Raw genomic sequence first — 23,389 nt, forward strand, 5'->3', positions numbered from 1 at the left:
GCGGGTCGCCCGCCGCAGCTCGGCGGCCGTCGTCTCGAGCTCCTCGAGCGTCACGGCGCCGGACCAGTGCGCCTCCACGGCGCGCTTCAGCTCGCGACGACGCCCGATGCGCGGGTAGCCGAGGATCGTGCCGGTGGGGAAGGAAGCGGTCATGCGGAGATCTCCTCGGTACGGGTGCGGACGCCGGCCTCACGGAGGACGGCCAGCACGTTGTCGTGGTTGTTGAAGGCGTACAGGTGGATGCCGCCGGCTCCGCCGGCGAGCACGTCGCGCGCGAGGGCCGCGGCGTGCCGGACGCCGATCTCGCGGCGCCCCTCCGCGGTCGGCTCGACGTCGAGGGCGACGGCGAGGTCGGACGGCAGCGGCTCACCGGTGAGCTCGACGACGCGGCGCAGCCGGCTGGGCGAGGTGATCGGCATGATGCCGGGCAGGATCGGGATGGTCACGCCCGCGGCCCGCGCGAGCTCCACGAAGCCCAGGTAGTCGTGGGCGTGGAAGAACAGCTGGCTGATCGCGAACGTCGCCCCCGCGGCCTGCTTGGCCAGCAGCGCGTCGATGTGCTCGAGGCGGTGCCGCGAACGCGGGTGCCCGTTGGGGAAGGCCGCCACGGCGATCTCGACGCGGGCGCGGGGCGCCACCCGCGCGGCGCCGGGCACGCCGGGAACGGGCGCCTCGGTGTACGGCGCACGCTCGGCCTGCACGCGGTCGATGAGCTGCACGAGCTCGGCCGCGCTGGCGAGGTCGCCGACGTACTCCTCGCCCTCCGCGGCGTCCGCGGGCGGGTCGCCGCGGAGCGCGAGGAAGCGCGTGATCCCGGCATCCAGGAACTCCCGGATCAGGGTCGTCGCTTCCTCGTAGCTGGATCCCACGCACGTGAGGTGCGCCAGCGGCGGGACATCGGTCTGACGGAGGATGTGCGTGAGCACCTCGAGCGAGCGGCCGCCCGTGGAGCCGCCGGCGCCGAAGGTCACGGAGATGAACTCCGGGCCGGCGGCGGCCAGCATCCTGATCGTCTCGTGCAGGGCCGGCATCCCGGCGTCGGTGCGCGGCGGGTAGATCTCGAAGGAGAAGGGCACCGCGGCGGCGGTCTCGCTCGACATGGGTCTCTCCGGGGTCAGGGGCGGTGTGTCTCGGGCCGGTCGGCCGCGGTCGCTCCCCCGCCGGCAGGGCGGGAGGGCATCGCGGGCGGGTGCCGGGCTCGGCTGTCGCTCCTGCCCGGTGTGACCGGGCGTCGATGGCATCACTTTACGACTCCCCTGCGCGGCCCGGGAGGAGTGTGACGCGACGTTTCACCGGGCCTACGGTGGAGGCATGTCCGAGCTGCCCTACGGTTCCTGGCCCTCTCCGCTCACCGCCGCTGCGGCGACCGCCGGCTCACCGCGCTATGAGGGCGCCGCGTTCGCGGGCGACGAGATCTGGTGGGGCGAATCGCTCCCCGACGAGGGCGGACGCACCGCGGTGCGCCGGCGCGGCGCCGACGGTGCGATCGAGAACGTCCTGCCGGCGCCGTGGAACGCCCGGTCGCGGGTCCACGAGTACGGCGGCGGGTCCTGGGCCGCGACCGAGGACGGACGGCTGTTCTTCGTCGAGAAGAGCGACCAGCGGGTCTGGACGCTGCGCCCCGGCGAGGAGCCGCACGCGCTGACGGCGGCCACGGACGAGGACGTCCGCTACGGCGGGCTGCGCTGGCAGGAGGGGATGCTGCTGGCGGTCCGTGAGCACCACGGCGACGATCCGGTCCCCCACCGCGACATCGTGTCGATCGACGCGGAGGGCGCCGTGACGAGCCTCGTGGGCGGCAGCGCCTTCCTCGCCCAGCCGGCGCTGTCCCCCGGCGGCCGGCACCTGGCCTGGGTCGCGTGGGATCACCCCGACATGCCGTGGGACCGGACGCAGGTGCGCGTCGGTCGGGTCGAGGACGGTGTCGTGGCGGAGTGGACGAGCGTGTCCTCCGGCGAGACGGCGGCTCTGCAGCCGGAGTGGGACTCCGCCGACGAGCTGCTGTTCGCCGACGACGCGAGCGGACGGTGGAACGTGTCCCGGGTGCGGCTGGATGCGGGCCTGGACGCGGATGTCGTCCTCGCGGCCGACGCGGACACCGGGGGGCCGCTGTGGGTGCTCGGCCTGCGGTGGTACGCGCCGCGGCGCGACGGCGGCGTGCTGGCGGTGCAGACCCAGGGCAGTGACCGCCTCGTCGCGATCGACCCCGACGGGACGGCATCCCCGATCGATCTCCCCGCGACGACACGGCTCGTCGTGGAGGCCTCCGACGGCGTCCGCGCGCTGGTCTCCGGCGCGGGCACCGGCGGGAGCGGCATCTGGCTGATCGGCACGGACGGCGCCGCCCAGCGGATCACGCCGGCACCGGGCGGCATCGCGCGGGAGTGGTACCCGGCAGGGCGACCCGTGACCTTCGCCGGCCCGCACGGCGAGGTCCATGCCTTCGACTTCCCGCCGACGAACCCGGAGGTCACGGCATCCGCCGGCGAGCTGCCGCCGTACGTCGTCTTCGTCCACGGCGGCCCGACGTCGCACGTCGGCGGTGTCGCCGACGGCAAGATCGCGTTCTTCACGAGTCGCGGCGTCGGCGTCCTCGACGTCAACTACGGGGGTTCGAGCGGGTACGGCCGCGCGTACCGGGAACGGCTGCGGGGGCAGTGGGGCATCGTGGACGTCGACGACGTCGCCGCGGCGGCATCCGGTCTCGTGGCGGAGGGCCGTGCCGACCCGCAGCGCCTCGCGATCGAGGGCGGCTCGGCCGGCGGGTGGACGGTGCTCGCGGCGCTCGTGGGCACGGACGTCTTCGGAGCGGGCATCTCCCGCTACGGCGTCGGCGATGCCCGCGCCCTCGCCGCGGACACCCACGACTTCGAGGCCCGCTACCTCGACGGCCTCATCGGTCCGCTGCCGGAAGCCGAATCGCTGTACCTCCAGCGGTCGCCGCTCAGCCGTCCGGAGCGGTTCCGCGTCCCCCTCCTGCTGCTGCAGGGGGCAGAGGATGCCGTCGTCCCGCCGGCGCAGTCGGACGCGATCCGCGCGGCGCTGGCCGCGCGCGGGGTGCCGCACGCGTACGTCCTGTACGAGGGCGAGGGGCACGGCTTCCGCCGCGGCGAGACGATGGTCCACGCGCTCGAGACGGAGCTGGCCTTCCTCGGCCAGGTGTTCGGCTTCCAGACCCCGGGGGTGGAGCCGATCGAGCTCAGCTGACCGCGTAGGGCGCCAGCTGCGCGGCGAGGTGCTCGGAAACGTGCGCGTGCACGGCCGTGCCCTCCTCCTCGTGGCGCGTCGAGATGATGTGGCCGCTCTCGTGGACCGCGTTGATGAGGTCGCCGCGCTCGTAGGGCACGAGCGCCCGCACTTCGACCGCCGGGAGCGGCAGCGCCTCCTCGATCGCCGCGCGGAGCTCGGCGATGCCCTCGCCCGTCCGCGATGAGGCGAAGAGGGCGGAGGGCTCGAGTCCGCGCAGCACGAGGCGCGTGTCGGGGTCGACGAGGTCGGCCTTGTTGAACACGACGATCTCGCGGGTGGAGCGCGCGCCCACATCGCCCATGACGTCGCGCACCGTGAGCAGCTGGGCGGCCGGATCGGGGTGCGACCCGTCGACGACGTGCACGATGACGTCGGCGTCGGCGACCTCCTCGAGCGTCGAGCGGAACGCCTCGACGAGCTGGTGCGGGAGGTTCCGGACGAAGCCGACCGTGTCGGTGAGCGTGTACACGCGGCCGTCCACGGCTTCCGCGCGACGGACCGTGGCATCCAGCGTGGCGAACAGCGCGTTCTCGACGAGGACGCCGGCGCTGGTCAGCTTGTTCAGCAGGCTCGACTTGCCGGCGTTGGTGTACCCGGCGATCGCGACGGACGGGATCGTGTTGCGCTTGCGGTCGGCGCGCTTGGCCTCACGGGCCGGGCCGAAGTCGCGGATCTGGCGGCGCAGCAGCGCCATCTTCGTGCGGATGCGGCGACGGTCCAGCTCGATCTTCGTCTCACCGGGACCGCGCGATCCCATCCCCGCACCGCCGGCGCCGACCTGGCCACCGGCCTGACGGCTCATCGACTCACCCCAGCCGCGCAGACGCGGGAGGAGGTATTCGAGCTGCGCGAGCTCGACCTGCGCCTTGCCCTCGCGGCTCTTCGCGTGCTGGCTGAAGATGTCGAGGATGACGGTGGTCCGGTCGATGACCTTGACCTTCACGACATCCTCGAGGGCGCGCCGCTGGCTGGGGGCGAGCTCGGTGTCGGCGATGACGGTGTCGGCGCCCACGGCGGCGACGAGGTCGCGCAGTTCGGAGGCCTTGCCGCGGCCAATGTAGGTCGCCGGGTCGGGGTGCGGGCGGCGCTGCAGCACGCCGTCGAGGACGACCGCGCCCGCGGTCTCGGCGAGCGCGGACAGCTCGCGCAGCGAGTTCTCGGCATCCTCCTGCGAACCCTGCGGGTACACGCCCACGAGCACGACGTTCTCCAGCCGCAGCTGCCGGTACTCGACCTCGGTGACGTCTTCCAGCTCGGTGGAGAGCCCCGGGACGCGGCGCAGCGCGGCGCGCTCCTCGCGGTCCCACTGCTCGCCGTCGCTGTCGCCGTACGTGACGGTCGCGGCATCCTGCAGCGCCTGTGCGCCGCCGAACACGCGCACCCCGGAGCGCGCGTCGGCGCGCGCCAGCACACGATCCACCGGGTCCACCGGCGTCTCGTCCGTGCTCTGGGGTGTGATGGCGTCTGTCATATCGTCCTTCCGAAGGGAGGCCTCCCGGCCACCCGTGCACTCTAGCCTCCCGCGCCGGGCGGCTCCTCCGCTACGCTCGTCTGCGTGGGGAGCGATCATTACTTCAGCGCGGCCCCGTCCAGTGCCGAGAACCTCCGACGCATCCGTGTGACCCTCGCGGGCCGTCCGATGGAGGTCCAGACCGCGGGGGGCGTCTTCAGCCCCGATCACGTCGACGGCGGGACGGGCGTCCTTCTGGCGAACACGCCGCCGCCGCCGGCAGGCGGCCACCTGCTCGACCTCGGCAGCGGGTGGGGACCCATCGCGCTGTCACTCGCACTGGAATCCCCGCACGCGACCGTCTGGGCCGTCGATGTCAACGAGCGTGCTCTCGACCTCGTGCGCCGCAACGCGGCGTCCCTGGGGCTCCACAATGTCAACGCCGTGCTCCCCGAGGATGTTCCCGACGACGTCTCGTTCCGCACCATCCGCTCGAACCCGCCGATCCGCGTCGGGAAGAACGAGCTGCACGGCCTGCTCGAGCGGTGGATCCCGCGACTCGACGAGCGCAGCGACGCGTGGTTCGTCGTACAGCGGAACCTCGGCTCGGACTCGCTGCAGCGCTGGCTCGCCGCGACCTTCGAGAACGGGTACTCCGTCTCCCGCGCCGCGACCGGCCGCGGGTTCCGCGTGCTGCGGGTGCGCCGGCACGGCACACCCCCGACGGCGCCGATCGACCTGCCCTGAGCTCGGCCGGGCTCGTGGCTCCGGCTAGGGCTCGGGCTGGTGGTCAGGCTGGGGATCAGGCTCAGGCGAGTGCGACCTCGCCGCTGAACACGAGCGCGGCGGGGCCGGACAGCAGCACGTGCTCGCCGTCCTCGTGCATGACGACGCGGACGCCGAGGCGCCCGCCGGGCACATCCACCGTCCACCGTTCCGGGGCGCCGGCACCGGCCCAGTGCCGGACCGCGAGGGCGGATGCCGCGACGCCCGTGCCGCAGGAGAGCGTCTCGCCGACGCCCCGCTCGAACACGCGCATCGTGATCGCACCGACGCCGTCGCGCACGAGCGGGTCTGCGGGCACGACGAACTCCACGTTCGCCCCCGACGGCGGGGCGGGGTCGAGCACGGGCTGGACCGTGAGGTCGAGCCCTTCGAGCTCGGCGGTCGTGTGCAGCGCGACGACGACGTGCGGGTTGCCGACGTCGATGCCCTGGCCGGGGCGTGCGACGGACAGGCCGCGTGCCCGGACGAGCACGTCGGCGTCGTCGGGACGCCACACGCCCAGGTCGACCTCGAAGCCCGTCTCGACGCGGGTGACGGTCTTGACGCCCGCGCGGGTGCCGATGCGCAGCGGCTCACCTCCGTCGAGTGCTGCCAGGCCGGCGTCGACCAGGTACTTCGCGAACACCCGGATGCCGTTGCCGCACATCTCGGCGGCCGAGCCGTCGGCGTTGCGGTAGTCCATGAACCACTCCGCGTCCGGCGTGGCTGCGCCCTCGGGGAGGGCCGCCGAGCGCACGACGCGCAGCGTCCCGTCGGCGCCGATCCCGAACCGCCGGTCGCACAGCGCCGCGACCTGATCGTCGGTCAGCGCGAGCGCGCCGTCGGGGTCCGCGACGACGACGAAGTCGTTGCCGGTCCCCTGGCCCTTCGTGAAGGCGATCGTCTGCGGCATCCCGCCAGTCTAGATCGTGCCGCCGGTGTCGGCCCGCGGCCCGGCGGCCCGCGGCCGTGGCGGGCGGGCCCGGCGGGGCGGGCGGCCGTGGCGGGCAGTCAAGCGGGCGGGCATGGGCGGGCGGGCCCGGCGCAGCAGGCGGGCCGTGGCGGGCAGCCAAGCGGGCGGGCACCGGCGCGCGGCCGTGGCGGGCAGTCACGCAGGCGGGCACCGCGTGCTCCGGCGCGCGTCGTTGGGGACGCGAACTCCGTGTGCGCAGCGAAACGCAGGATGACATGTGACTGCTGTGACGCCTGGCCGCTCATCCGCCCCACCCGTCACACCCGATCCTGCAGATCGCTGCGGCACGCGCGCACGCGCACCGCGCCGAGGCGCTCGCCGGGGCTTTCCCGGCCCGGCGGATGGCGCCGCGGCGTGTGCTCCGACGCGCGTCGTTCGGAGACGGCGCACTGCGGGTTCGCAGCGAAATGCAGGATGACACGTGACTGCGGTGACGCCTGACCACTCATCCGCCCCACCCATTACACCCGATCCTGCAGATCGCCGCGGGGTCCCGGTGCCCCGCGGGCGCAGGCGGGTCAGCCCGCGGCGTCGACGAGCGCGGCGGGGTCGGCCTCCGGGCCGACCCACGTGATGTCGGGATAGCGCTTGAACCAGGACACCTGCCGCCGGGCGTATCGGCGGGTGAGCGCCTGCGTCTCGGGGATCGCCTCGTCCTGGGTCTTCTCCCCCGCCAGCTGGGCAAGCGCCTGCGCGTACCCGATCGCGCGGCGGGACGTCAGTCCGTCGTCGAGGCCGGCGGCGCGGAGCCGCGCGACCTCCTCGAGCAGGCCGTCCGCCCACATCCGCTCCACGCGGACGTCGAGGCGCGCGACGAGCTCCGAGCGGTCGACGTGCACCCCGATGATCGAGGTCGGCACATGCCAGAGCACCGGGGCCGCGGGGAGAGCGGCGCCGTGCGTATCCTCGCCCTGCAGCACGACCTCGAGCGCCCGCACGATGCGCCGGCCGTTGCGGGGGTCGACCCGCTCGGCGGTGGCGGGGTCGAGCGCGCGCAGCCTGCTCAGCAATGACCCCGGGCCGCGCTCGGCGAGCTCCTGCTCCAGCTGCGCGCGCAGCGCGTCGTCCCGCGGCGGGAAGCGGAAGTCGTACAGGACGCTGGAAACGTACAGCCCGGAGCCGCCCACGAGGATCGCGTCGGCGCCCCGCGCCAGGATCTGCTCGATGACAGCGCGCGCCTGATGCTGGTATGCCGCGACGGCCGCCTCGTCCGCGACGTCGAGCACGTCGAAGAGATGGTGCGGGATGCCGCGCCGCTCGGCCTCCGGAAGCTTGGCGGTGCCGATGTCCATGCCGCGGTACAGCTGCATGGCGTCGGCGTTCACGATCTCCGCTCCCGCGCCGCGTCGGTGGAGCTCCTCCGCGAGGCGCAGCGACAGCGCGGTCTTGCCGGTGCCGGTCGCGCCGACGAGGGCCCAAAGCCGCGGGGCGGTCACTGCCCGATACGCAGCGTGGGCAGTCCCAGCGAGACGGCCCGTGGGGCGGCGGCCTGCCCCGCGGGGGCCCGTACGCCGCAGGACTCGGCCTGCGAACGATCCCACGCGTCGCCGGCGCGCGTCGGGCGGATGCGCAGCGGGGCGCCGTCCGTGCTGTCGGCGAGGAGGTGGAAGGGAGCGGCGTGCGTCACGACGACGGACACGATGTCACCGGGGCGCGGAACCGCCGAGCCGGCGGGCAGCTCGAAGTGCACGAGGCGGTTGTCCTCGGCGCGGCCGGTGAGCCGGTGCGTCGCGGCATCCTTCTTGCCCTCGCCTGTGGAGACCAGCACCTGCAGCTCGCGGCCCACCTGCTTCCGGTTCTCCTCGAGCGAGATGCGCTCCTGCAGCGCGATGAGGCGCTCGTAGCGTTCCTGCACGACGGCCTTCGGCACCTGGTCGGGCATGGTCGCCGCGGGCGTGCCCTCGCGGATGGAGTACTGGAAGGTGAACGCGCTCGCGAAGCGCGCCTGCTCGACGACGCGGAGCGTGTCTTCGAAGTCGGCGTCCGTCTCGCCGGGGAAGCCGACGATGATGTCCGTCGAGATGGCGGCGTGCGGGATGCGGTCACGCACGCGATCGAGGATGCCGAGGAACTTCTCGCTGCGATACGAGCGGCGCATCGCCTTCAGGATGCGGTCCGAGCCGGACTGGAGCGGCATGTGCAGCTGCGGCATGACGGCCGGCGTCTCGGCCATCGCATCGATGACATCGTCGGTGAAGGCGGCCGGGTGCGGACTCGTGAAGCGGATGCGCTCGAGACCCGGGATCTCGCCGGCGGCGCGCAGCAGCTTGCCGAAGGCCTGCCGGTCGCCGAACTCCACGCCGTAGCTGTTGACGTTCTGCCCGAGGAGCGTCACCTCGAGGGCGCCGTCGTCGACGAGCAGCCGGATCTCGCTGAGGATGTCGCCGGGACGACGATCCTTCTCCTTGCCGCGCAGGCTCGGCACGATGCAGAAGGTGCAGGTGTTGTTGCAGCCGACGGAGATGGAGACCCAGCCGCTGTAGATCGAGTCGCGCTTCGTGGGCAGCGTCGAGGGGAACACCTCGAGCGACTCGAGGATCTCCAGTGCCGCGTCGCCGTTGTGCCGGGCGCGTTCCAGGAGGCTCGGCAGCGACCCCATGTTGTGCGTGCCGAACACGACGTCGACCCACGGGGCCTTGTCGAGGACGGCATCCTTGTCCATCTGGGCGAGGCAGCCGCCGACGGCGATCTGCATGCCCTCGTGCTTGTCCTTCCGGGACTTCAGGTGTCCGAGCGTGCCGTACAGCTTGCCGGCGGCGTTGTCGCGCACGGCGCACGTGTTGATGACGACCACGTCGGCCTCCGCGCCGGCATCCGCCCGCACGTAGCCGGCGCTCTCCAGCGAGCCGGACAGCCGCTCGGAGTCGTGCACGTTCATCTGACACCCGAACGTGCGCACCTCGTAGGTGCGGGGACGCCCGTCGGCGGCGTGCGCGGCGGCCGAGGGCGCGATGAGGGTCGGCGAGGAGGACGGGAAAGTCATGATGGGGCCATTCTACGAGCCGGGACCGCGGCGGCTCCGCTCAGCGGATGCGGCGGCGCATGAGCCGGGCCGACAGCGCGGTGCAGACGACGGCGACGACCACGAGCACGGCGACGACGAACCATGACGGCACCGCCCAGTCGCCGATCGTCAGGTCGAGCCCGTACACGGCGCGGAGCGGCTCGCTCGCCTCGGGGACGCCGGCGGTCATCTGCGCCAGGGTGTCGCCGGCGAACTCCCGGCGCAGCAGCATCCCGGCCTGCGCGAACGGGAGCGCCGCGACGACGGAGGCGACGCCGGCCGGGAAGACGCCGATCGGGATGTAGGCGGCGGCGACGAAGCCGAGGATCGTACCGACGATCGTGGCGAGGCCCGAGAAGGCGCCGTTCGTCCGCACGAACGAGACGATGAGGGCGGACAGCGCCGTGAAGGAGACGCAGGCGAGGACGACGATCGCGAGGCTGCGGAGGACCGCAGGGACCGACATCCAGCTTCCGCGGACGACGCCGAGGTACAGGATGCTGATCGCGAGGACCAGGACCGACAGGAGCACGGCGACGAGCACGGCCGACAGCAGATACCCGAGGACGAGCTGGCCGCGGCGCAGGGGCGCGACGAGGAAGTCGCGGAACCGGCCGGACTGGTCGTCGTCCACGAGCACGGAGAGGCCGCCGAGCCCCGTGGTGACGGTCGTGATGAGGACGATGCCGGCGAACATCCAGCTGTCGACGAACGCCTGAACCTCTCCGGTGGATGCTCCCGGGAGCGACTCGGCCAGATCGGTGGTCTGCAGATTGCCGAGGAACAGGGTGTAGAGGCCGAAGAGAATGACGGCGCCCAGGAGCGAGAAGAAGACGTTGAGGCGGTCGCGGAAGAACAGGCGCAGGTTCCGGCCGACGATCGCCGTGACGACGTTCACGCGGCTGCCTCCTGATCGGCGGGGCGGCCGGTGAGGGCGAGGAAGACATCGTCCATCCGGCCATGCCGGAACTCGAAGTCGCGGACGTGGTCGCCGTGCTCGGCCAGCAGTGCCCGCGCCGCGTCGGCGTCGGGCACGGCGATGACGACGAGGTCGCCCTCACGGACCGGGTCGGCGCCCGCCGCCCGGCTGAGGGCCATCAGGGCGTCCGCGTCGTCGGTCGTGACGGTCAGGGTGCTGCGGCTGTAGCGGGCGCGGAGGCGTGCCGGGGTGTCGTCGGCGATGATTCGGCCGTCGTCGATGAGGCAGACGCGTGCGGCCTCCTCCGTCTCCTCCAGGTAGTGGGTCGTCAAGAAGACGGTGAAGTCGGTCCGCGCGCTCAGCGCGTGCAGCGTCGACCAGACGAGGGCGCGGCTGGCCGGGTCGAGCCCCGCCGTCGGCTCGTCGAGGAAGAGCACCGCGGGCTCCGGGAGGAGGGCGCGTGCGATGTCGACGCGCCGTTTCTGGCCCCCGGAGAGGACGCCGTACCGCCGGTCCAGGAAGTCGTCCAGACCGATCAGCTCGGACACCTCGCGGATGCGCGCCTCGAGTGCCGCTCCGCGCACGTGGGACAGCCGGCCGCGGAGACGGAGGTTCTCCCGCGCCGTCAGCAGCGGGTCCAGGAGCGAGTCCTGGAAGACGACGCCGATCGACTCGCGGACCTGGTGCCCCTCGCGCCGCACGTCCCGTCCACCGACGATCACCTCGCCGGCATCGAACGGCAGGATCGTGGTCAGGCAGCCGATCGTCGTGGACTTGCCGGCGCCGTTGGTGCCCACGAAGGCGAACACCCCGCCGTCGGGCACCGTGAACGAGATGTCGTCCACCGCCACCTTCGCGCGGTAGCGCTTCGTGAGCCCCTGCACCTCGATCGCCACGGCATCCTCCGCTCGCCCGGCCCGAGCCTAGCGGGACGGCAGGGGCGCGTCAGCCCCGCCGCGGCGGCCTCCGCCGCCCGCGGGGTCATTCGAAGCGGACGCGGCTCTTCGGGCTCGAGCGCTCGTCGAGCGCCTGGCGTGCGGCGCTCAGCGCGGTCGACCCGTAGCCGCGGCGGGCGAGCTGGCCGGCGAGCCGGCGCAGCGCGACATCGCGCTCGAGGGAGTCCATCGAGGCCGCTTTGGCGCGGGCGAACTCGAGAGCGCGTTCGGCCTCGTCGTCGGGGAGGGAGGCCAGGGCGATGTCGATGACGTCGCGCCCGATCCCCCGTTGCGACAGCGTCTGGGCGATCGCCTGCCGGCCCTGTCCCTTGCGGGAGACGGCCTTGTGGATGAGCTGCTCGGCGAGCGCCTCGTCGTCCAGGTAGCCGTGCGCGACGAAACGGTCGAGCAGGGCGGTGGCCACGTCGTCGTCCAGGTCATGCTCGGCGAGCGCCGAGCGCGCCTCCCGGATGGAGAGCGAACGGGTGCGGAGCTTCTTCAGCAGCACCTTCTCCGCGCGGGCCAGGGCCTCGGCCGCGTCCGCGTCGCCGTCGACGACGGGAGGAGCGGGCTCCTCCGCCACCCACGTGGGGTGCCACTCGGGCATCCGGGGAGCCGAGCTCTGCTGATCGTCGCCGCCGCGACGCGGCGGTACCGCGTCGGCCTTTGCTGCCTTCCCGCCGAAGAGCGGGATGACGGGGGCGAGCGTGGCGTCGCCGCGCTCGCCCCCGTTGTCCGAACGCATGATCAGGCCGGGCGGCGGGCGGCCAGCTCGTCGGATTCCTCGACGATCTTGGGCTGTCCGATGCCGAGCTTCTGCTTGATCTTGGTCTCGATGTCGGCGGCGATGTCGGCGTTCTTGATCAGGAAGTTCCGGGCGTTCTCCTTGCCCTGGCCGAGCTGCTCGCCGTCGTACGTGTACCACGCGCCGGACTTCTTGACGATCGCGTGCTCGACGCCGAAGTCGATGAGGCTGCCTTCGCGGGAGATGCCGACGCCGTACAGGATGTCGAACTCGGCCTGCTTGAACGGCGGCGCCATCTTGTTCTTCACGACCTTGACGCGGGTGCGGTTGCCGACCGCCTCGGTGCCGTCCTTGAGGGTCTCGATGCGACGGATGTCGAGGCGCACGGACGCGTAGAACTTCAGCGCCTTGCCGCCGGCGGTGGTCTCCGGGGAACCGAAGAACACGCCGATCTTCTCGCGCAGCTGGTTGATGAAGATCATCGTCGTGTTGGTCTGGTTGAGCCCACCGGTGAGCTTGCGGAGCGCCTGCGACATGAGGCGGGCCTGCAGACCGACGTGGGAGTCGCCCATCTCGCCCTCGATCTCGGCCTTGGGCACGAGCGCCGCGACGGAGTCGATGACGATGAGGTCGATGGCGCCGGACCGGACGAGCATGTCGGCGATCTCGAGCGCCTGCTCCCCCGTGTCGGGCTGCGAGACGAGGAGGGCGTCGATGTCGACGCCGAGCTTCTGCGCGTAGTCGGGGTCGAGCGCGTGCTCCGCGTCGATGAAGGCGGCGATGCCGCCGGCCCGCTGGGCGTTGGCGATCGCGTGCAGCGTGAGCGTCGTCTTGCCGGAGGACTCCGGGCCGTAGATCTCGACGATGCGGCCCCGCGGGAGCCCGCCGATGCCGAGGGCGACGTCGAGGGCGATCGACCCGGTGGGGACGACCTCGACGGGGGCGCGGTCGTCGCTGCCGAGGCGCATCACCGAGCCCTTCCCGAACTGCCGGTCGATCTGGGCGAGGGCCGATTCGAGGGCCTTCTCGCGGTCAACTGCTGAGGGCATGGCGTGCTCCTTTATGCTCGCGTTCCGTCGCCTGTAGGCTGTCGCGCTCTCCCCGGCGGGGCGATGCTGCGACAAGGCATGTGGTGTCTCTGTGACGTCTGCCACGCTACGAAGGGCCTCCGACATTCGTCGGCCGCACCCCCGCATCGGGGAAGACGCTTCCTCGACACCACTTGTGCAGGAGACTACGCGGGAATCGAACAGAACTTCGATGACACGCCGCGTGTCGCGCGGCTCACCGTCCGCGCGGGTCCAGGCGTCCGACGCCGTGCCGCCGCGACGGCGGCACATCCATCTCGCTGCAGAGCGCCAGCCACACGTCGCGTGCCGGGACGCCGTCCTTCAGCGCTTCGCGCGAGGTGCGGTTCTCCAGGGCGACGAGGCTCAGATCGTCGACGAGCGCCGCCCCGCGGACGCCGAACTCGTCCTCGACGGCGCGATGGAACTCGCTCAGACGCATTCGTGCGGCGCCGGCTCAGTGCAGGGAGAGCTCGGGCTGGACCTCGTCCAGCGATGCGATGTCGTCCGGGACGACATCGGAGAACGTGTGCAGCCCCTCGAGCACCGAGATGCGGTCGCCCACTTCGCGCATGATCGTGGAGATGGGGACATCGAGAGCGTCCGCGACAGCCGCGAGGATCTCGCTCGACGCTTCCTTCTGACCGCGCTCGACCTCACTGAGGTATCCGAGCGCCACGCTCGCACGACCGGCGACCTGGCGCAACGTGCGGCCCTTCTGCAGGCGGAAGTCGCGCAGGACGTCGCCGATCTCTTGACGAACCAGGATCATGACGGGCCCCCTTCTTCGACCATCCGCGTCCCCGGGGGGACCACGCTATCTCACTTGCCAGCCACCCTAGACCCGCAGTGCTGGGCAATGGGTGGGAATCACTCATACGTAACGGACCTGAAACCGCAGGTATTCCCGCACGTCACGGCGCTCCGGCCGACGCGCCGTCGCTCACAGGGCATCCAGCGCGAGGCGGAGGGCGCGGGCGGCGGCCTCGGAGCGGATGTCCTCGCGGTCGCCGCCGAGCTGGAAGGACTCCACCCGGGAACCCAGCGGCGTCGAGATCGCGATGTGCACGGTGCCCACGGGCTGCCCGTCCGGGGACAGCGGGCCGGCGATCCCGGTGGTGGCGATGCCGACGTCGGCGGGGATGCCGTCGCGTCCGACGGCACGGCGCACGCCGTCGGCCATCTGCCGCGCCACGCGCGGGTGGACGGGCCCGTGTGCCTCGAGGAGGGTGGCATCCACCCCCAGGAGCGATTCCTTCACGTCTGTGGCGTATGCGACGATGCCGCCGCGCACGACGGCGGAGGCCCCGGCGACGGAGACGAGGGAGGACACGACGAGGCCGCCGGTGAGCGACTCCGCGATGCCGACGGACCAGCCGAGGTCCTTCAGGCGCGCGATGAGGCGTTCCGGGTCGGTGCGGCGGCTCGCCGAGACGAGCGTGGACTCGAGCTCTTCGGGCAGCGAGCTGGGCGGCTGGCGCGTCATGCGCGCACCCCGCCGCGGGAGCCGCTGCGGGCGGCGCGGATGGCCGTGAACACGTAGTCGAGGCCGCTCCCGACGGTGAGGACGACGGCGATCGTCATGACGATCGCGTTGACGACGTGGATCCAGTCCCCCACGACCGTCCACAGGGGAAGCAGCGCGAGGGAGAGGGCGACGGCCTGGGCGACGGTCTTGAGCTTGCCCATCCACGCGGCCGCGACGACGTGGTCGCCCGCGACGATGAGCCGGTGCACCGTGACGCCGATCTCGCGGACGAGCACGAGCACGGTGATCCACCAGGGCAGCTCGCCGAGGATCGAGAGGCAGACGAATGCGGAGCCGGTCAGCGCCTTGTCGGCGATGGGATCCAGGAGCTTGCCGAGGTCGGTGACGATGTCATGCCGCCGCGCGAGGTAGCCGTCGATCCCGTCGGTCGCGATCGCGACGATGAAGAGGATCGCCGCGCCCCAGCGGAGCCCGCCGTCCGCGCCGGCGTCGGCCAGCAGCATCCAGATGAAGACCGGCGCGCACAGGATGCGCACGATCGTGATCGCGTTCGGGAGCTGCCTCGGGATCGCCACAGGAACGAGCCTAGTCGGGTCAGTCGCGGCCGGTGAGGCCCCAGGCGTCCTCGTCGCCGCCGTCCTCCTCGACGACCGTGTAGCCGTGGAACTGCGCGTCGACGGCGTCCGGCCCGTACGGGTCGGTGGCGGGCGCCGCAGCGGATGCGGGCGGGTCGTCTCCGCGCAGGCGCGCGAGCACGGCGGGCAGCTCGTCGGGGGTCACCAGGACATCGCGGGCCTTCGACCCCTCGGAGGGGCCGACGATCTCCCGCGACTCCAGGAGGTCCATGAGGCGCCCGGCCTTCGCGAAGCCGACGCGCAGCTTGCGCTGCAGCATCGACGTGGAGCCGAACTGCGTCGAGATGATCTGCTCGGCGGCCGCGAGGAGCAGCTCGAGGTCGTCACCGATGTCCGCGTCGATCTCCTTCTTCTCCACGACGGCGGCGACGTCGGCCCGGTACTCGGGACGCTCCTGCCCCTTGACGTGCGAGACGACCCGCTCGATCTCGGCCTCGCTGACCCACGCGCCCTGCACGCGGATCGCCTTCGATGCGCCCATCGGCAGGAAGAGCCCGTCGCCCTGCCCGATGAGCCGGTCGGCCCCGGGCTGGTCGAGGATGACGCGGGAGTCGGTGACGCTCGTCACGGAGAACGCCAGACGCGAGGGCACGTTGGCCTTGATGAGGCCCGTGACGACGTCGACGGAGGGACGCTGGGTCGCCAGCACCAGGTGGATGCCGCTCGCGCGGGCGAGCTGCGTGATGCGGACGATCGAGTCCTCGACGTCGCGCGGGGCGACCATCATGAGGTCGGCGAGCTCGTCGACGACGACGAGGAGGTACGGGTAGGGCTTGAGCACGCGCTCGCTGCCGACCGGGAGGTTGATCTCCCCCGCGACGACGGCGCGGTTGAAGTCGTCGATGTGCCGGAAGCCGAACGACGAGAGGTCGTCGTACCGCATGTCCATCTCCTTCACGACCCACTGCAGCGCCTCGGCGGCCTTCTTGGGGTTCGTGATGATGGGGGTGATGAGGTGCGGGACGCCCGCGTAGCTCGTCAGCTCGACGCGCTTGGGGTCGATGAGCACCATCCGCACGTCGGCGGGCTTCGCGCGCATCAGGAGGCTCGTGATCATCGAGTTGACGAAGCTGGACTTTCCCGAGCCGGTCGAACCGGCCACGAGCAGGTGAGGCATCTTCGCGAGGTTCGCGATGACGTAGCCGCCCCCGACGTCCTTGCCGACGCCGATCGTCATGGGGTGCGTCTGGGCCGCCGCGGCGGGAGAGCGCAGCACGTCGCCGAGCGTGACGATCTCGCGGTCGAGGTTGGGGATCTCCACGCCGATCGCGCTCTTGCCGGGGATCGGCGCGAGGATGCGCACCTCGTTGGACGCGACGGCGTACGCGATGTTGTTGGTGAGCGCCGTGATGCGCTCGACCTTGACGCCGGGCCCGAGGGCGATCTCGTACTGCGTGACCGTCGGGCCGCGGGAGAAGCCCGTGACGCGGGCGTCGACGGAGAACTGCTCGAAGACGCCCATGATGGCGCGGACCATCTGGTCGTTCGTCTCGGACCGCGCCTTGTGCGGCGTTCCCTCGGCGAGCGCCGAGACGGACGGCAGGCGGTACGGGGCGGCCGGCGGGCGGCCGTCGTGGTCGGCGCCGAGGCCGCTCAGGCCCGGCAGGAGCCCGTCGTCGACGATCTCCTGCGTGTCCTCGCGGATCGCGGTGTCGGCCTTGCGGGCCGCGCGCTTCGCGCCGGCGACGACGGCGGGGTCGATGATCTCCGTCGGGGCGTCCGGTGCGGGGGCCGGGACCGTGACGGCCGTCTCGAACGCGCCGGGGCCGGAGCCGTCCAGGAGCGCCGTGAGGTCGTCCGATCCGAGGTGACCGTCGTCGACCTCTTCCCGGCCGGACTTGTTGCGCCGCCACCAGGGGAGGCTGTCGCCGGCATCCTTGTCGGCATCCGGCGTGAACGCGACTGTCGACGCGTCGGCGGTGGGTCGCTCGGTGCCGAACATCCACGCGTAGAGATCGCCGAGTCGCTCGCCGATCCGATTCGGCGGGGTCTTGGTGAGGATCAGGATGCTGAGCACGCTCAGCAGGCCCAGCACGATGCCGGCGCCGATGTTCGTGAGCAGCATCGCGAGCGGCTCGCCGATCATCCAGCCGAACAGGCCGCCGGCCTCGCTCAGCGCGGGCAGTCCGGACTTCGGCTGCGGCCGGCCGCCGAGCACATGGCAGAAGCCGGCGATCGTGAGGATGAACAGACCGAAGCCGATGCCGATGCGGCCGTTGTCGTGCACCGACGGCGGGTTGCGGAACAGCCAGCCGGCGAGGAAGAGCAGCAGCACCGGCAGGATGAACGCCTCACGGCCGACGAGCGCGCCGACGGAGAACGCGCTGATCGTCGTGCCGACCTCGGTGCCGATCAGGAACCATTCGACGACGCCGCCCGCGATCGCGAGGAGGACGAGCACGAACGGGAACCCGTCGCGGCGCTGATCCTTCTCGAGCGTCTCCTGCCCGAAGGTGCGGAAGACGCCGCCCGCGGCGTGTGCGAGGCCCATCCAGGCGCGGACGAAGACGGGCGGCTTCTCCGGCTCGTCGACGTACCGCTTCGGGGCGGGCGCCGCCTTCGACGCGCGCGAAGAGGAGCCCTTCGCGGACGCGCGCGGGCTCGCGGTCGGACTGCTGCTCCTGGCCATCCCTCCACGGTAGGCGGCGAGGGGCGCGTTCCCGCGGATTGACGCGGCTGTTCGCCGCGAACGACCCCGGTCGCCCGGCGCGCGTCAGCGCAGCAGCTTGACCATCGTGTCGCGCCCGAACCCGCTCTGCGTGACGGCGAAGCCCTCCGTGCGGTACAGGATCTGGGCGAAGTTGCCCCGCTCCACCGAGAGGCTGATCCGGCCGTGCCCGTCCGCCCGGGCCTGCTCGCACAGCCGCTGCAGGAGCGTGCGGCCCACCCCGTGCGCGCGCCAGATCGGCCGCACGCCGATGATGAGCTCCGGCACCCCGGTCGCGAGGTAGCCGAGCCCCGGATCGGTGCGCGGCAGCACGCGGTACCACGCGGCGCCGACCGGCTCGTCCTGCTCGTCGAGCGCGACGACGCCGGCATCCCCCGACCGCATCCAGCCGGCGATGTAGCGGCTGTGATCGGGGTGCGTGAGGATCTCATGCCGCGGACGCAGCCCGCCCTGCCGCCAGTTGGCCGCCTCGACGACCATGTCCGCCAGGAACGCGCCGTCGGCCTGCACGGCGGGGCGGGTGCGGAACGGCATCGGCGGGATCCCCGGGTCAGGCTTCGATGACGAGCGGCACGATCATCGGACGGCGACGCAGCGCCTGGTTGACCCAGCGGCCGATCGTGCGGCGGACCACCTGGGACAGCGCGTGCGTGTCGCGGACGCCGGACTGCGCGGCCTCGGCGAGCGCCGCGGCGATCTTCGGCTTGACCGAGTCGAACACGGCGTCGTCCTCGGCGAAGCCGCGGGCGTGGATCTCGGGACCCGTGATGATGCGGCCGGTGGCGGCATCCACCACGACGATGACGGAGATGAAGCCCTCCTCACCGAGGATGCGGCGGTCCTTCAGATCGGCATCCGTGATCTCGCCGACCGTGGAGCCGTCGACGTAGACGAACCCGAGATCGAGCTGGCCGACGACCTCGGCGTGCCCGTCCTTCAGGTCGACCACGGTGCCGTTCTCGCCGATGATGGTGCGCTCGGCGGGGATGCCGGTGTCCTGGGCGAGCTTCGCGTTGGCGATCAGGTGGCGGTACTCGCCGTGCACCGGGAGGACGTTGCGGGGCTTGAGGATGTTGTAGCAGTACAGCAGCTCGCCGGCGGCGGCGTGGCCCGAGACGTGAACCTTGGCGTTGCCCTTGTGCACGACGTTCGCGCCGAGCTTGGTGAGCCCGTCGATGACGCGGTAGACGGCGTTCTCGTTGCCGGGGATGAGGCTGGACGCGAGGATCACCGTGTCGCCGGGGCCCGGCTCGATCGCGTGGTCGAGGTTCGCCATCCGCGACAGCACGGCCATCGGCTCGCCCTGCGAGCCCGTGGACATGTAGACGATCCGGTCGTCCGGAAGATCCTTGGCCTTCTTGTAGTCGATCAGCACGCCGTCCGGCACCTTGAGATAGCCGAGCTCCTCGGCGATCGTCATGTTGCGCACCATGCTGCGGCCGAGGAAGGCGACGCGCCGGCCGTTCTCGGCGGCGGCGTCGATGACCTGCTGGACGCGGTGGACGTGGCTGGAGAAGCTCGCGACGATGACGCGGCGCGGGGCCTTGGCGATGACCTGGTCCAGGACCGGGCCGATGGCCCGCTCGAGCGGGGTGAATCCGGGGACGTCGGCGTTGGTGGAGTCGACGAGGAAGAGATCCACACCCTCCTCGCCGAGCCGGGCGAACGCGCGCAGGTCGGTGAGGCGACCGTCGAGCGGCAGCTGGTCCATCTTGAAGTCGCCGGTCGCGAGCACGAGACCCGCGGGAGTGCGGATGCCGACGGCGAGCGCGTCGGGGATGGAGTGGTTGACCGCGACGAACTCGAGATCGAACGGCCCGACGTTCTCACGCTGGCCCTCGGTCACCGTCAGGGTGTACGGCTTGATGCGGTGCTCTTTGAGCTTCGCCTCGACGAGCGCGAGGGTGAGGCCCGACCCGATGACGGGGATGTCGCGCTTGAGGCGCAGGAGGTACGGGACGGCGCCGATGTGGTCTTCGTGCCCGTGCGTGAGCACGACCGCGACGATGTCGTCGAGGCGGTCCTTGATGGGCTCGAAGTCGGGCAGGATCAGGTCGACGCCGGGCTGGTGCTCCTCGGGGAAGAGCACGCCGCAGTCGACGATGAGCAGCTTGCCGCCGTACTCGAAGACCGTCATGTTGCGGCCGATCTCGCCGAGGCCGCCCAGCGGGGTGACGCGGAGGGTGCCCGGTTCGAGGGCAGGCGGATCGTAGACGTTCGTGGGCATGGGATGCCTCCTCCGGATGCCGCGGCATCCGCTTGTTCGGTTGTGGGTGTGAGCGCCGGGCTCAGCGTGTGGTGCCGTGCACCTTGGGCAGTGCGCCGCCGGCGGCCGCGTTGCGGTCGGGGCGGAAGTTGGAGAAGTCGGCGCCGTCGACGCCGGTGACGAGCGCGAGCTCGTCCTCGATGGCCGCGGCCTCCCACTCCTCCGGCCCGACGAGCGGCAGGCGCACGCGCGGGCTGGAGATGCGGCCGAGGCCGTGCAGGATGTACTTCGCGCTGACGGTGCCGGGGACGTGCGTCATCACGGCGCGGACGAGCGGCTCGAGCTGCTGGTGCGCGGCGGTGGCCGCCTTCAGATCGCCGCGGTTCACGGCATCCACGATCACGCGGTACGGGGCGGCGGCGACGTTCGCCGTCACGCCGATGAGGCCCGCCGCGCCGATCGCGAGGTGCGGGAGCACGTTCGCGTCGTCGCCGGAGAAGTACATGAGGTCGGTCTGGTTCAGCACGCGGCTGACCTCGCTGAAGTCGCCCTTGGCGTCCTTGATGGCGAGGATGTTGGGGTGCTTGGCGAGCCGGAGGATCGTCTCGTACTTGATCGGCACGCCCGTCCGCCCCGGGATGTCGTACAGGATGACGGGCAGATCGGTCGCGTCGGCGACGAGCCGGAAGTGCGTGAGGATGCCGGCCTGCGTGGGCTTGTTGTAGTACGGCGTGACGATCATGATGCCGTCGGCGCCGGCCTTCTCGCTGGCCTTGTACAGCTCGATGGCGTGCGCGGTCTCATTGGAGCCGCCGCCCGTGATGATCTTGGCGCGGCCCGCGGCGACGTCCTTGCCGACCTCGACGAGCTTGAGCTTCTCCGGGTCGGTCAGCGTGCTCGTCTCACCCGTGGTGCCGGTGACGACGATGCCGTCGGCGCCGGCGTTGATGACGTCGTCGATGTGCTTCTCGACGGCAGGCCAGTCGACTTCGCCGTCGGCCGTCATCGGGGTGACGAGCGCGACGAGTACCTGTCCGAAGGGGTTGCCCGTGTGCGTCATCCCCCCAGGGTATCGGTTCGGGTCGGGGTCGATGCGGCGGCGGTGTCGCTCGGCGTCATGCGGTCCGGCGGTGCGGTGGGCGACGGTGGGCGCTGGTGGGCGCTGGTCCGGGCCCGCAACGAGGCGAACTGCAGGACCGGGTGTGACTGGTGGGGCGCATGCGGCTCACGGGCCCCACCAGTCACAGGTGATCCTGCGGATTGCTCGGTCGACGCGGCGGCGGGGCTCGACGCCATGAGGGCGGGGCGGGACGGGACGGTGGGCGCGGCGGGCTGTGCGCCGGGGCGCATGGAACTCACGCGCCCCGCCAGCCACAGGGGCTCCTGCGGATGACTCAGCGGCCGAGGCGCCGGAGGATCGCGGCCTCGACGAGCGGCCAGCTGTAGACCACGAGCGCGTAGTCGAAGCGGAGTTTCTCGTAGCCTGCGGCCGCCGCGGCGGCGTCGCGCACGAGGTCCTTGTGGCGCATCGACGGGCCATCGTGGTTCTCACGACCGTCGACCTCGAGGATGATGCGTCCCGCCAGCACGAAGTCGACGCCGCCCACACCGATGACCGGCACCTGGCAGTCCAGCCGGATGCCGCGATCTGCGAGCCGTAGGCGGAGGAGCGATTCCAGCCCGGACTCCGCGTCGCCCCGGGCGATGTCGAGGACGCGGCGGAGCCGCGACGGGAGCGCCGAGCGGATGGTGATCCGGTCCGCGGCGCCGATGAGGCCGAGCCGCCATGCCGACTCGTAGGCGGCGAAGAAGGCCTCGCGGCTGAGGCATCGCGCGGCCTGCACGAGCGCGTCGGCGATTGGCACCACGCCGAACGCCGCCCGACCGGCGCCGTGATGGTCGGTGCAGCGACAGCCGGGGTGCGCATGGGCGCGCCCTTTGTCGCCGAGCCAGACGTGCAGCCCGGGGTCGGCGAGCACCCAGACGCCCCAGAGGGCGAGCGCCGTGACGCAGGCGACCGCGCCGCCGTGCGCGGCGGCAGCCACGACGGCGGGAGAGGTCCGACCGAGCGCATACACGCCATGGCGCACCCGGACCACCAGGCCGTCCCGCGCCGCTCGGGCGAGGGCGGCGCGCGTCACGCCCTGGCCGAGGATCTCCCGCGCCGGCGCGACGCCGCCCCGAGCCTCGAGGGCCTCCATCACGCGTCCGCTCACCCCGCCCACCCTGGCGACACCCCGATCGATCCGCGGTGGCGCCGGCGCATCCCGTGCGATGTCAGGGCATCGAGGGTTCCTGTGCAGGAGGCAGCGGCGACCGACGTGCCCGCCCGACCAGCCGGGCCGGCGCGGCCCGCCGCGACGAAAGCGCAGGAGCGGGTGGGGCTGATGGGACGGCCGAGGCGACATGCGCCACAGGCGTCACGGTCGGTCCTGCGGTTTGCACGGGACCCCGACCGCGGTCCTGCGGTTTGCACCGCCCCGACCGCGGTCAGGGCGGTTTGCACCGCCCCGACGGGGTCAGCGGCCGGTGCGGGCCAGGCGGGCGGCGAGCCCGGGCGGGACGAGACGCAGCGCGCCGACGAGGAGCTTGTAGCGCAGCGACGGGATCGACACGGCCTTGCCTCGCGCGGCATCGCGCAGACCCTCCGCGACGACGAACTCCGCGTCGAGCCACAACGGACCGGGCACGCCCTCCCGGCCGGGCGCCAGGCCCATCCGCTCGTGGAAGTTCGTGTGCGTGAAGCCGGGGCACAGGGCCGTGACCGCGACGCCGCGCGGCGCGTACGTCGCGTTCGCCCAGCGGCTGAAGGCGACGACCCAGGCCTTCACGGCCCCGTACGTCCCCCGCGGCAGGAACGCGGCCACCGACGCGACGTTGATGATGCGCCCGGAGCGCCGCTCCAGCATCCCGGGCAGGGCGGCGTGCGTCAGATGCATCGTGGCGCGGACGTGCAGGTCGAGGTGCCGGTCCTCGTCGGCGAGCGCGTTGCGCTCGAACCTCAGGTCGAGCCCGAACCCGGCGTTGTTGACGAGGATCTCGACGGGCCGGCCGGCATCCCCGAGCCGCGCCTCGACGGCGGCGAGTCCGTCCGCGGTCGTGAGGTCGGCGGCGAGCGCCTCGCAGGCGACGCCGAATTCGGCGTTCAGCGCCCCCGCGAGCGCATCGAGCTTCGCCGCGTCGCGGGCGACGAGCACGAGGCCCGCTCCCCGTGCGGCCAGCTGCCGCGCGAACTCGCTGCCGAGCCCGGAGCTCGCTCCGGTGATGAGTGCCGTCTTCGCCAT

The 23,389-nt window shown here is 72.2% G+C and carries 22 protein-coding genes; 2 read left to right on the forward strand and 20 right to left on the reverse strand.

The features are described 5' to 3' along the window. On the reverse strand, positions 1-153 hold a 153-nt coding region (locus MSA03_RS14635), incomplete at its 3' end, for a hypothetical protein (protein ID WP_147050460.1). Then, positions 150-1,100: a methylenetetrahydrofolate reductase gene (locus MSA03_RS08490; protein WP_147050462.1), complete on the reverse strand. Its 951-nt coding sequence runs from the start codon at positions 1,098-1,100 to the stop codon at positions 150-152. The genes MSA03_RS08490 and MSA03_RS14635, both read right to left, overlap by 4 nt. Positions 1,101-1,311: 211 nt before the next feature. Between MSA03_RS08490 and MSA03_RS08495 the strand changes: the two genes are divergently transcribed. Then, the gene (locus MSA03_RS08495) at positions 1,312-3,207 is read left to right on the forward strand and encodes a prolyl oligopeptidase family serine peptidase (RefSeq protein ID WP_147050464.1); all 1,896 of its coding nucleotides are present in this window, start codon (positions 1,312-1,314) and stop codon (positions 3,205-3,207) included. Here the strand turns inward: MSA03_RS08495 and hflX are convergent. Further along, entirely contained in the window at positions 3,200-4,720 is a 1,521-nt protein-coding gene (gene hflX, locus MSA03_RS08500; RefSeq protein WP_147050466.1) for a GTPase HflX, read from the reverse strand. The genes MSA03_RS08495 and hflX overlap by 8 nt on opposite strands. A gap of 84 nt (positions 4,721-4,804) precedes the next feature. On the opposite strand from hflX, the gene MSA03_RS08505 reads away from it, so the two are divergent. Next, on the forward strand, positions 4,805-5,446 hold the full coding sequence (locus tag MSA03_RS08505; protein ID WP_147050468.1) for a class I SAM-dependent methyltransferase: 642 nt from the start codon (positions 4,805-4,807) through the stop codon (positions 5,444-5,446). Positions 5,447-5,507: 61 nt separating this feature from the next. Here the strand turns inward: MSA03_RS08505 and dapF are convergent, their stop codons facing one another. From dapF to MSA03_RS08590, 17 genes are all read right to left on the reverse strand, one after another. Continuing rightward, a complete protein-coding gene (gene dapF, locus MSA03_RS08510; RefSeq protein ID WP_147050470.1) occupies positions 5,508-6,377 on the reverse strand; it encodes a diaminopimelate epimerase in 870 nt (289 codons plus the stop codon). Between the two features lie 578 nt (positions 6,378-6,955). Continuing rightward, entirely contained in the window at positions 6,956-7,873 is a 918-nt protein-coding gene (gene miaA, locus MSA03_RS08515) for a tRNA (adenosine(37)-N6)-dimethylallyltransferase MiaA (protein ID WP_147050472.1), read from the reverse strand. Further along, on the reverse strand, positions 7,870-9,420 hold the full coding sequence (gene miaB, locus MSA03_RS08520) for a tRNA (N6-isopentenyl adenosine(37)-C2)-methylthiotransferase MiaB (protein ID WP_147050474.1): 1,551 nt from the start codon (positions 9,418-9,420) through the stop codon (positions 7,870-7,872). The genes miaA and miaB overlap by 4 nt, the downstream gene beginning before the upstream one ends. A 40-nt stretch (positions 9,421-9,460) precedes the next feature. Then, entirely contained in the window at positions 9,461-10,339 is an 879-nt protein-coding gene (locus MSA03_RS08525) for an ABC transporter permease (protein WP_147050476.1), read from the reverse strand. Then, entirely contained in the window at positions 10,336-11,256 is a 921-nt protein-coding gene (locus tag MSA03_RS08530; RefSeq protein WP_147050478.1) for an ABC transporter ATP-binding protein, read from the reverse strand. Before MSA03_RS08530 ends, MSA03_RS08525 begins: the two co-directional genes overlap by 4 nt. A gap of 85 nt (positions 11,257-11,341) precedes the next feature. After that, positions 11,342-12,040 carry a regulatory protein RecX gene (locus tag MSA03_RS08535; protein WP_147050480.1) on the reverse strand — a complete coding sequence of 233 codons (699 nt, stop codon included), beginning with the start codon at positions 12,038-12,040 and terminating at the stop codon, positions 11,342-11,344. Positions 12,041-12,042: 2 nt separating this feature from the next. Next, the gene (gene recA, locus MSA03_RS08540; protein WP_147050482.1) at positions 12,043-13,089 is read right to left on the reverse strand and encodes a recombinase RecA; all 1,047 of its coding nucleotides are present in this window, start codon (positions 13,087-13,089) and stop codon (positions 12,043-12,045) included. Positions 13,090-13,324: 235 nt separating this feature from the next. Next, the gene (locus tag MSA03_RS08545; RefSeq protein WP_147050484.1) at positions 13,325-13,549 is read right to left on the reverse strand and encodes a DUF3046 domain-containing protein; all 225 of its coding nucleotides are present in this window, start codon (positions 13,547-13,549) and stop codon (positions 13,325-13,327) included. Between the two features lie 15 nt (positions 13,550-13,564). After that, positions 13,565-13,879, reverse strand: a complete 315-nt coding sequence (locus MSA03_RS08550; RefSeq protein ID WP_028496010.1) for a helix-turn-helix domain-containing protein — start codon at positions 13,877-13,879, stop codon at positions 13,565-13,567. Between the two features lie 171 nt (positions 13,880-14,050). Beyond that, complete coding sequence (locus MSA03_RS08555) at positions 14,051-14,593, reverse strand: CinA family protein (RefSeq protein ID WP_147050486.1); 543 nt, start codon at positions 14,591-14,593, stop codon at positions 14,051-14,053. After that, positions 14,590-15,171 carry a CDP-diacylglycerol--glycerol-3-phosphate 3-phosphatidyltransferase gene (gene pgsA, locus MSA03_RS08560; RefSeq protein WP_147050488.1) on the reverse strand — a complete coding sequence of 194 codons (582 nt, stop codon included), beginning with the start codon at positions 15,169-15,171 and terminating at the stop codon, positions 14,590-14,592. Before pgsA ends, MSA03_RS08555 begins: the two co-directional genes overlap by 4 nt. Before the next feature lie 19 nt (positions 15,172-15,190). After that, positions 15,191-17,860 (reverse strand): FtsK/SpoIIIE family DNA translocase, encoded by a 2,670-nt coding sequence (locus MSA03_RS08565; protein WP_147050490.1) that lies wholly within the window; start codon positions 17,858-17,860, stop codon positions 15,191-15,193. Positions 17,861-17,944: 84 nt separating this feature from the next. Next, entirely contained in the window at positions 17,945-18,433 is a 489-nt protein-coding gene (locus MSA03_RS08570; protein WP_036272316.1) for a GNAT family N-acetyltransferase, read from the reverse strand. Positions 18,434-18,449: 16 nt separating this feature from the next. Then, positions 18,450-20,126 carry a ribonuclease J gene (locus MSA03_RS08575; RefSeq protein WP_028496015.1) on the reverse strand — a complete coding sequence of 559 codons (1,677 nt, stop codon included), beginning with the start codon at positions 20,124-20,126 and terminating at the stop codon, positions 18,450-18,452. 61 nt (positions 20,127-20,187) lie between these two features. Further along, positions 20,188-21,165 (reverse strand): 4-hydroxy-tetrahydrodipicolinate synthase, encoded by a 978-nt coding sequence (dapA, locus tag MSA03_RS08580; protein WP_028496016.1) that lies wholly within the window; start codon positions 21,163-21,165, stop codon positions 20,188-20,190. A 334-nt stretch (positions 21,166-21,499) separates the two neighbouring features. Further along, positions 21,500-22,321, reverse strand: a complete 822-nt coding sequence (locus tag MSA03_RS08585) for a type IV toxin-antitoxin system AbiEi family antitoxin domain-containing protein (protein ID WP_170245477.1) — start codon at positions 22,319-22,321, stop codon at positions 21,500-21,502. A gap of 303 nt (positions 22,322-22,624) precedes the next feature. Further along, positions 22,625-23,389, reverse strand: coding sequence for an SDR family NAD(P)-dependent oxidoreductase (locus MSA03_RS08590; protein WP_147050493.1), 765 nt, complete (start codon positions 23,387-23,389; stop codon positions 22,625-22,627).

The organism is Microbacterium saccharophilum (genome assembly GCF_007992455.1).
Classification (GTDB): Bacteria; Actinomycetota; Actinomycetes; order Actinomycetales; family Microbacteriaceae; genus Microbacterium; species Microbacterium saccharophilum.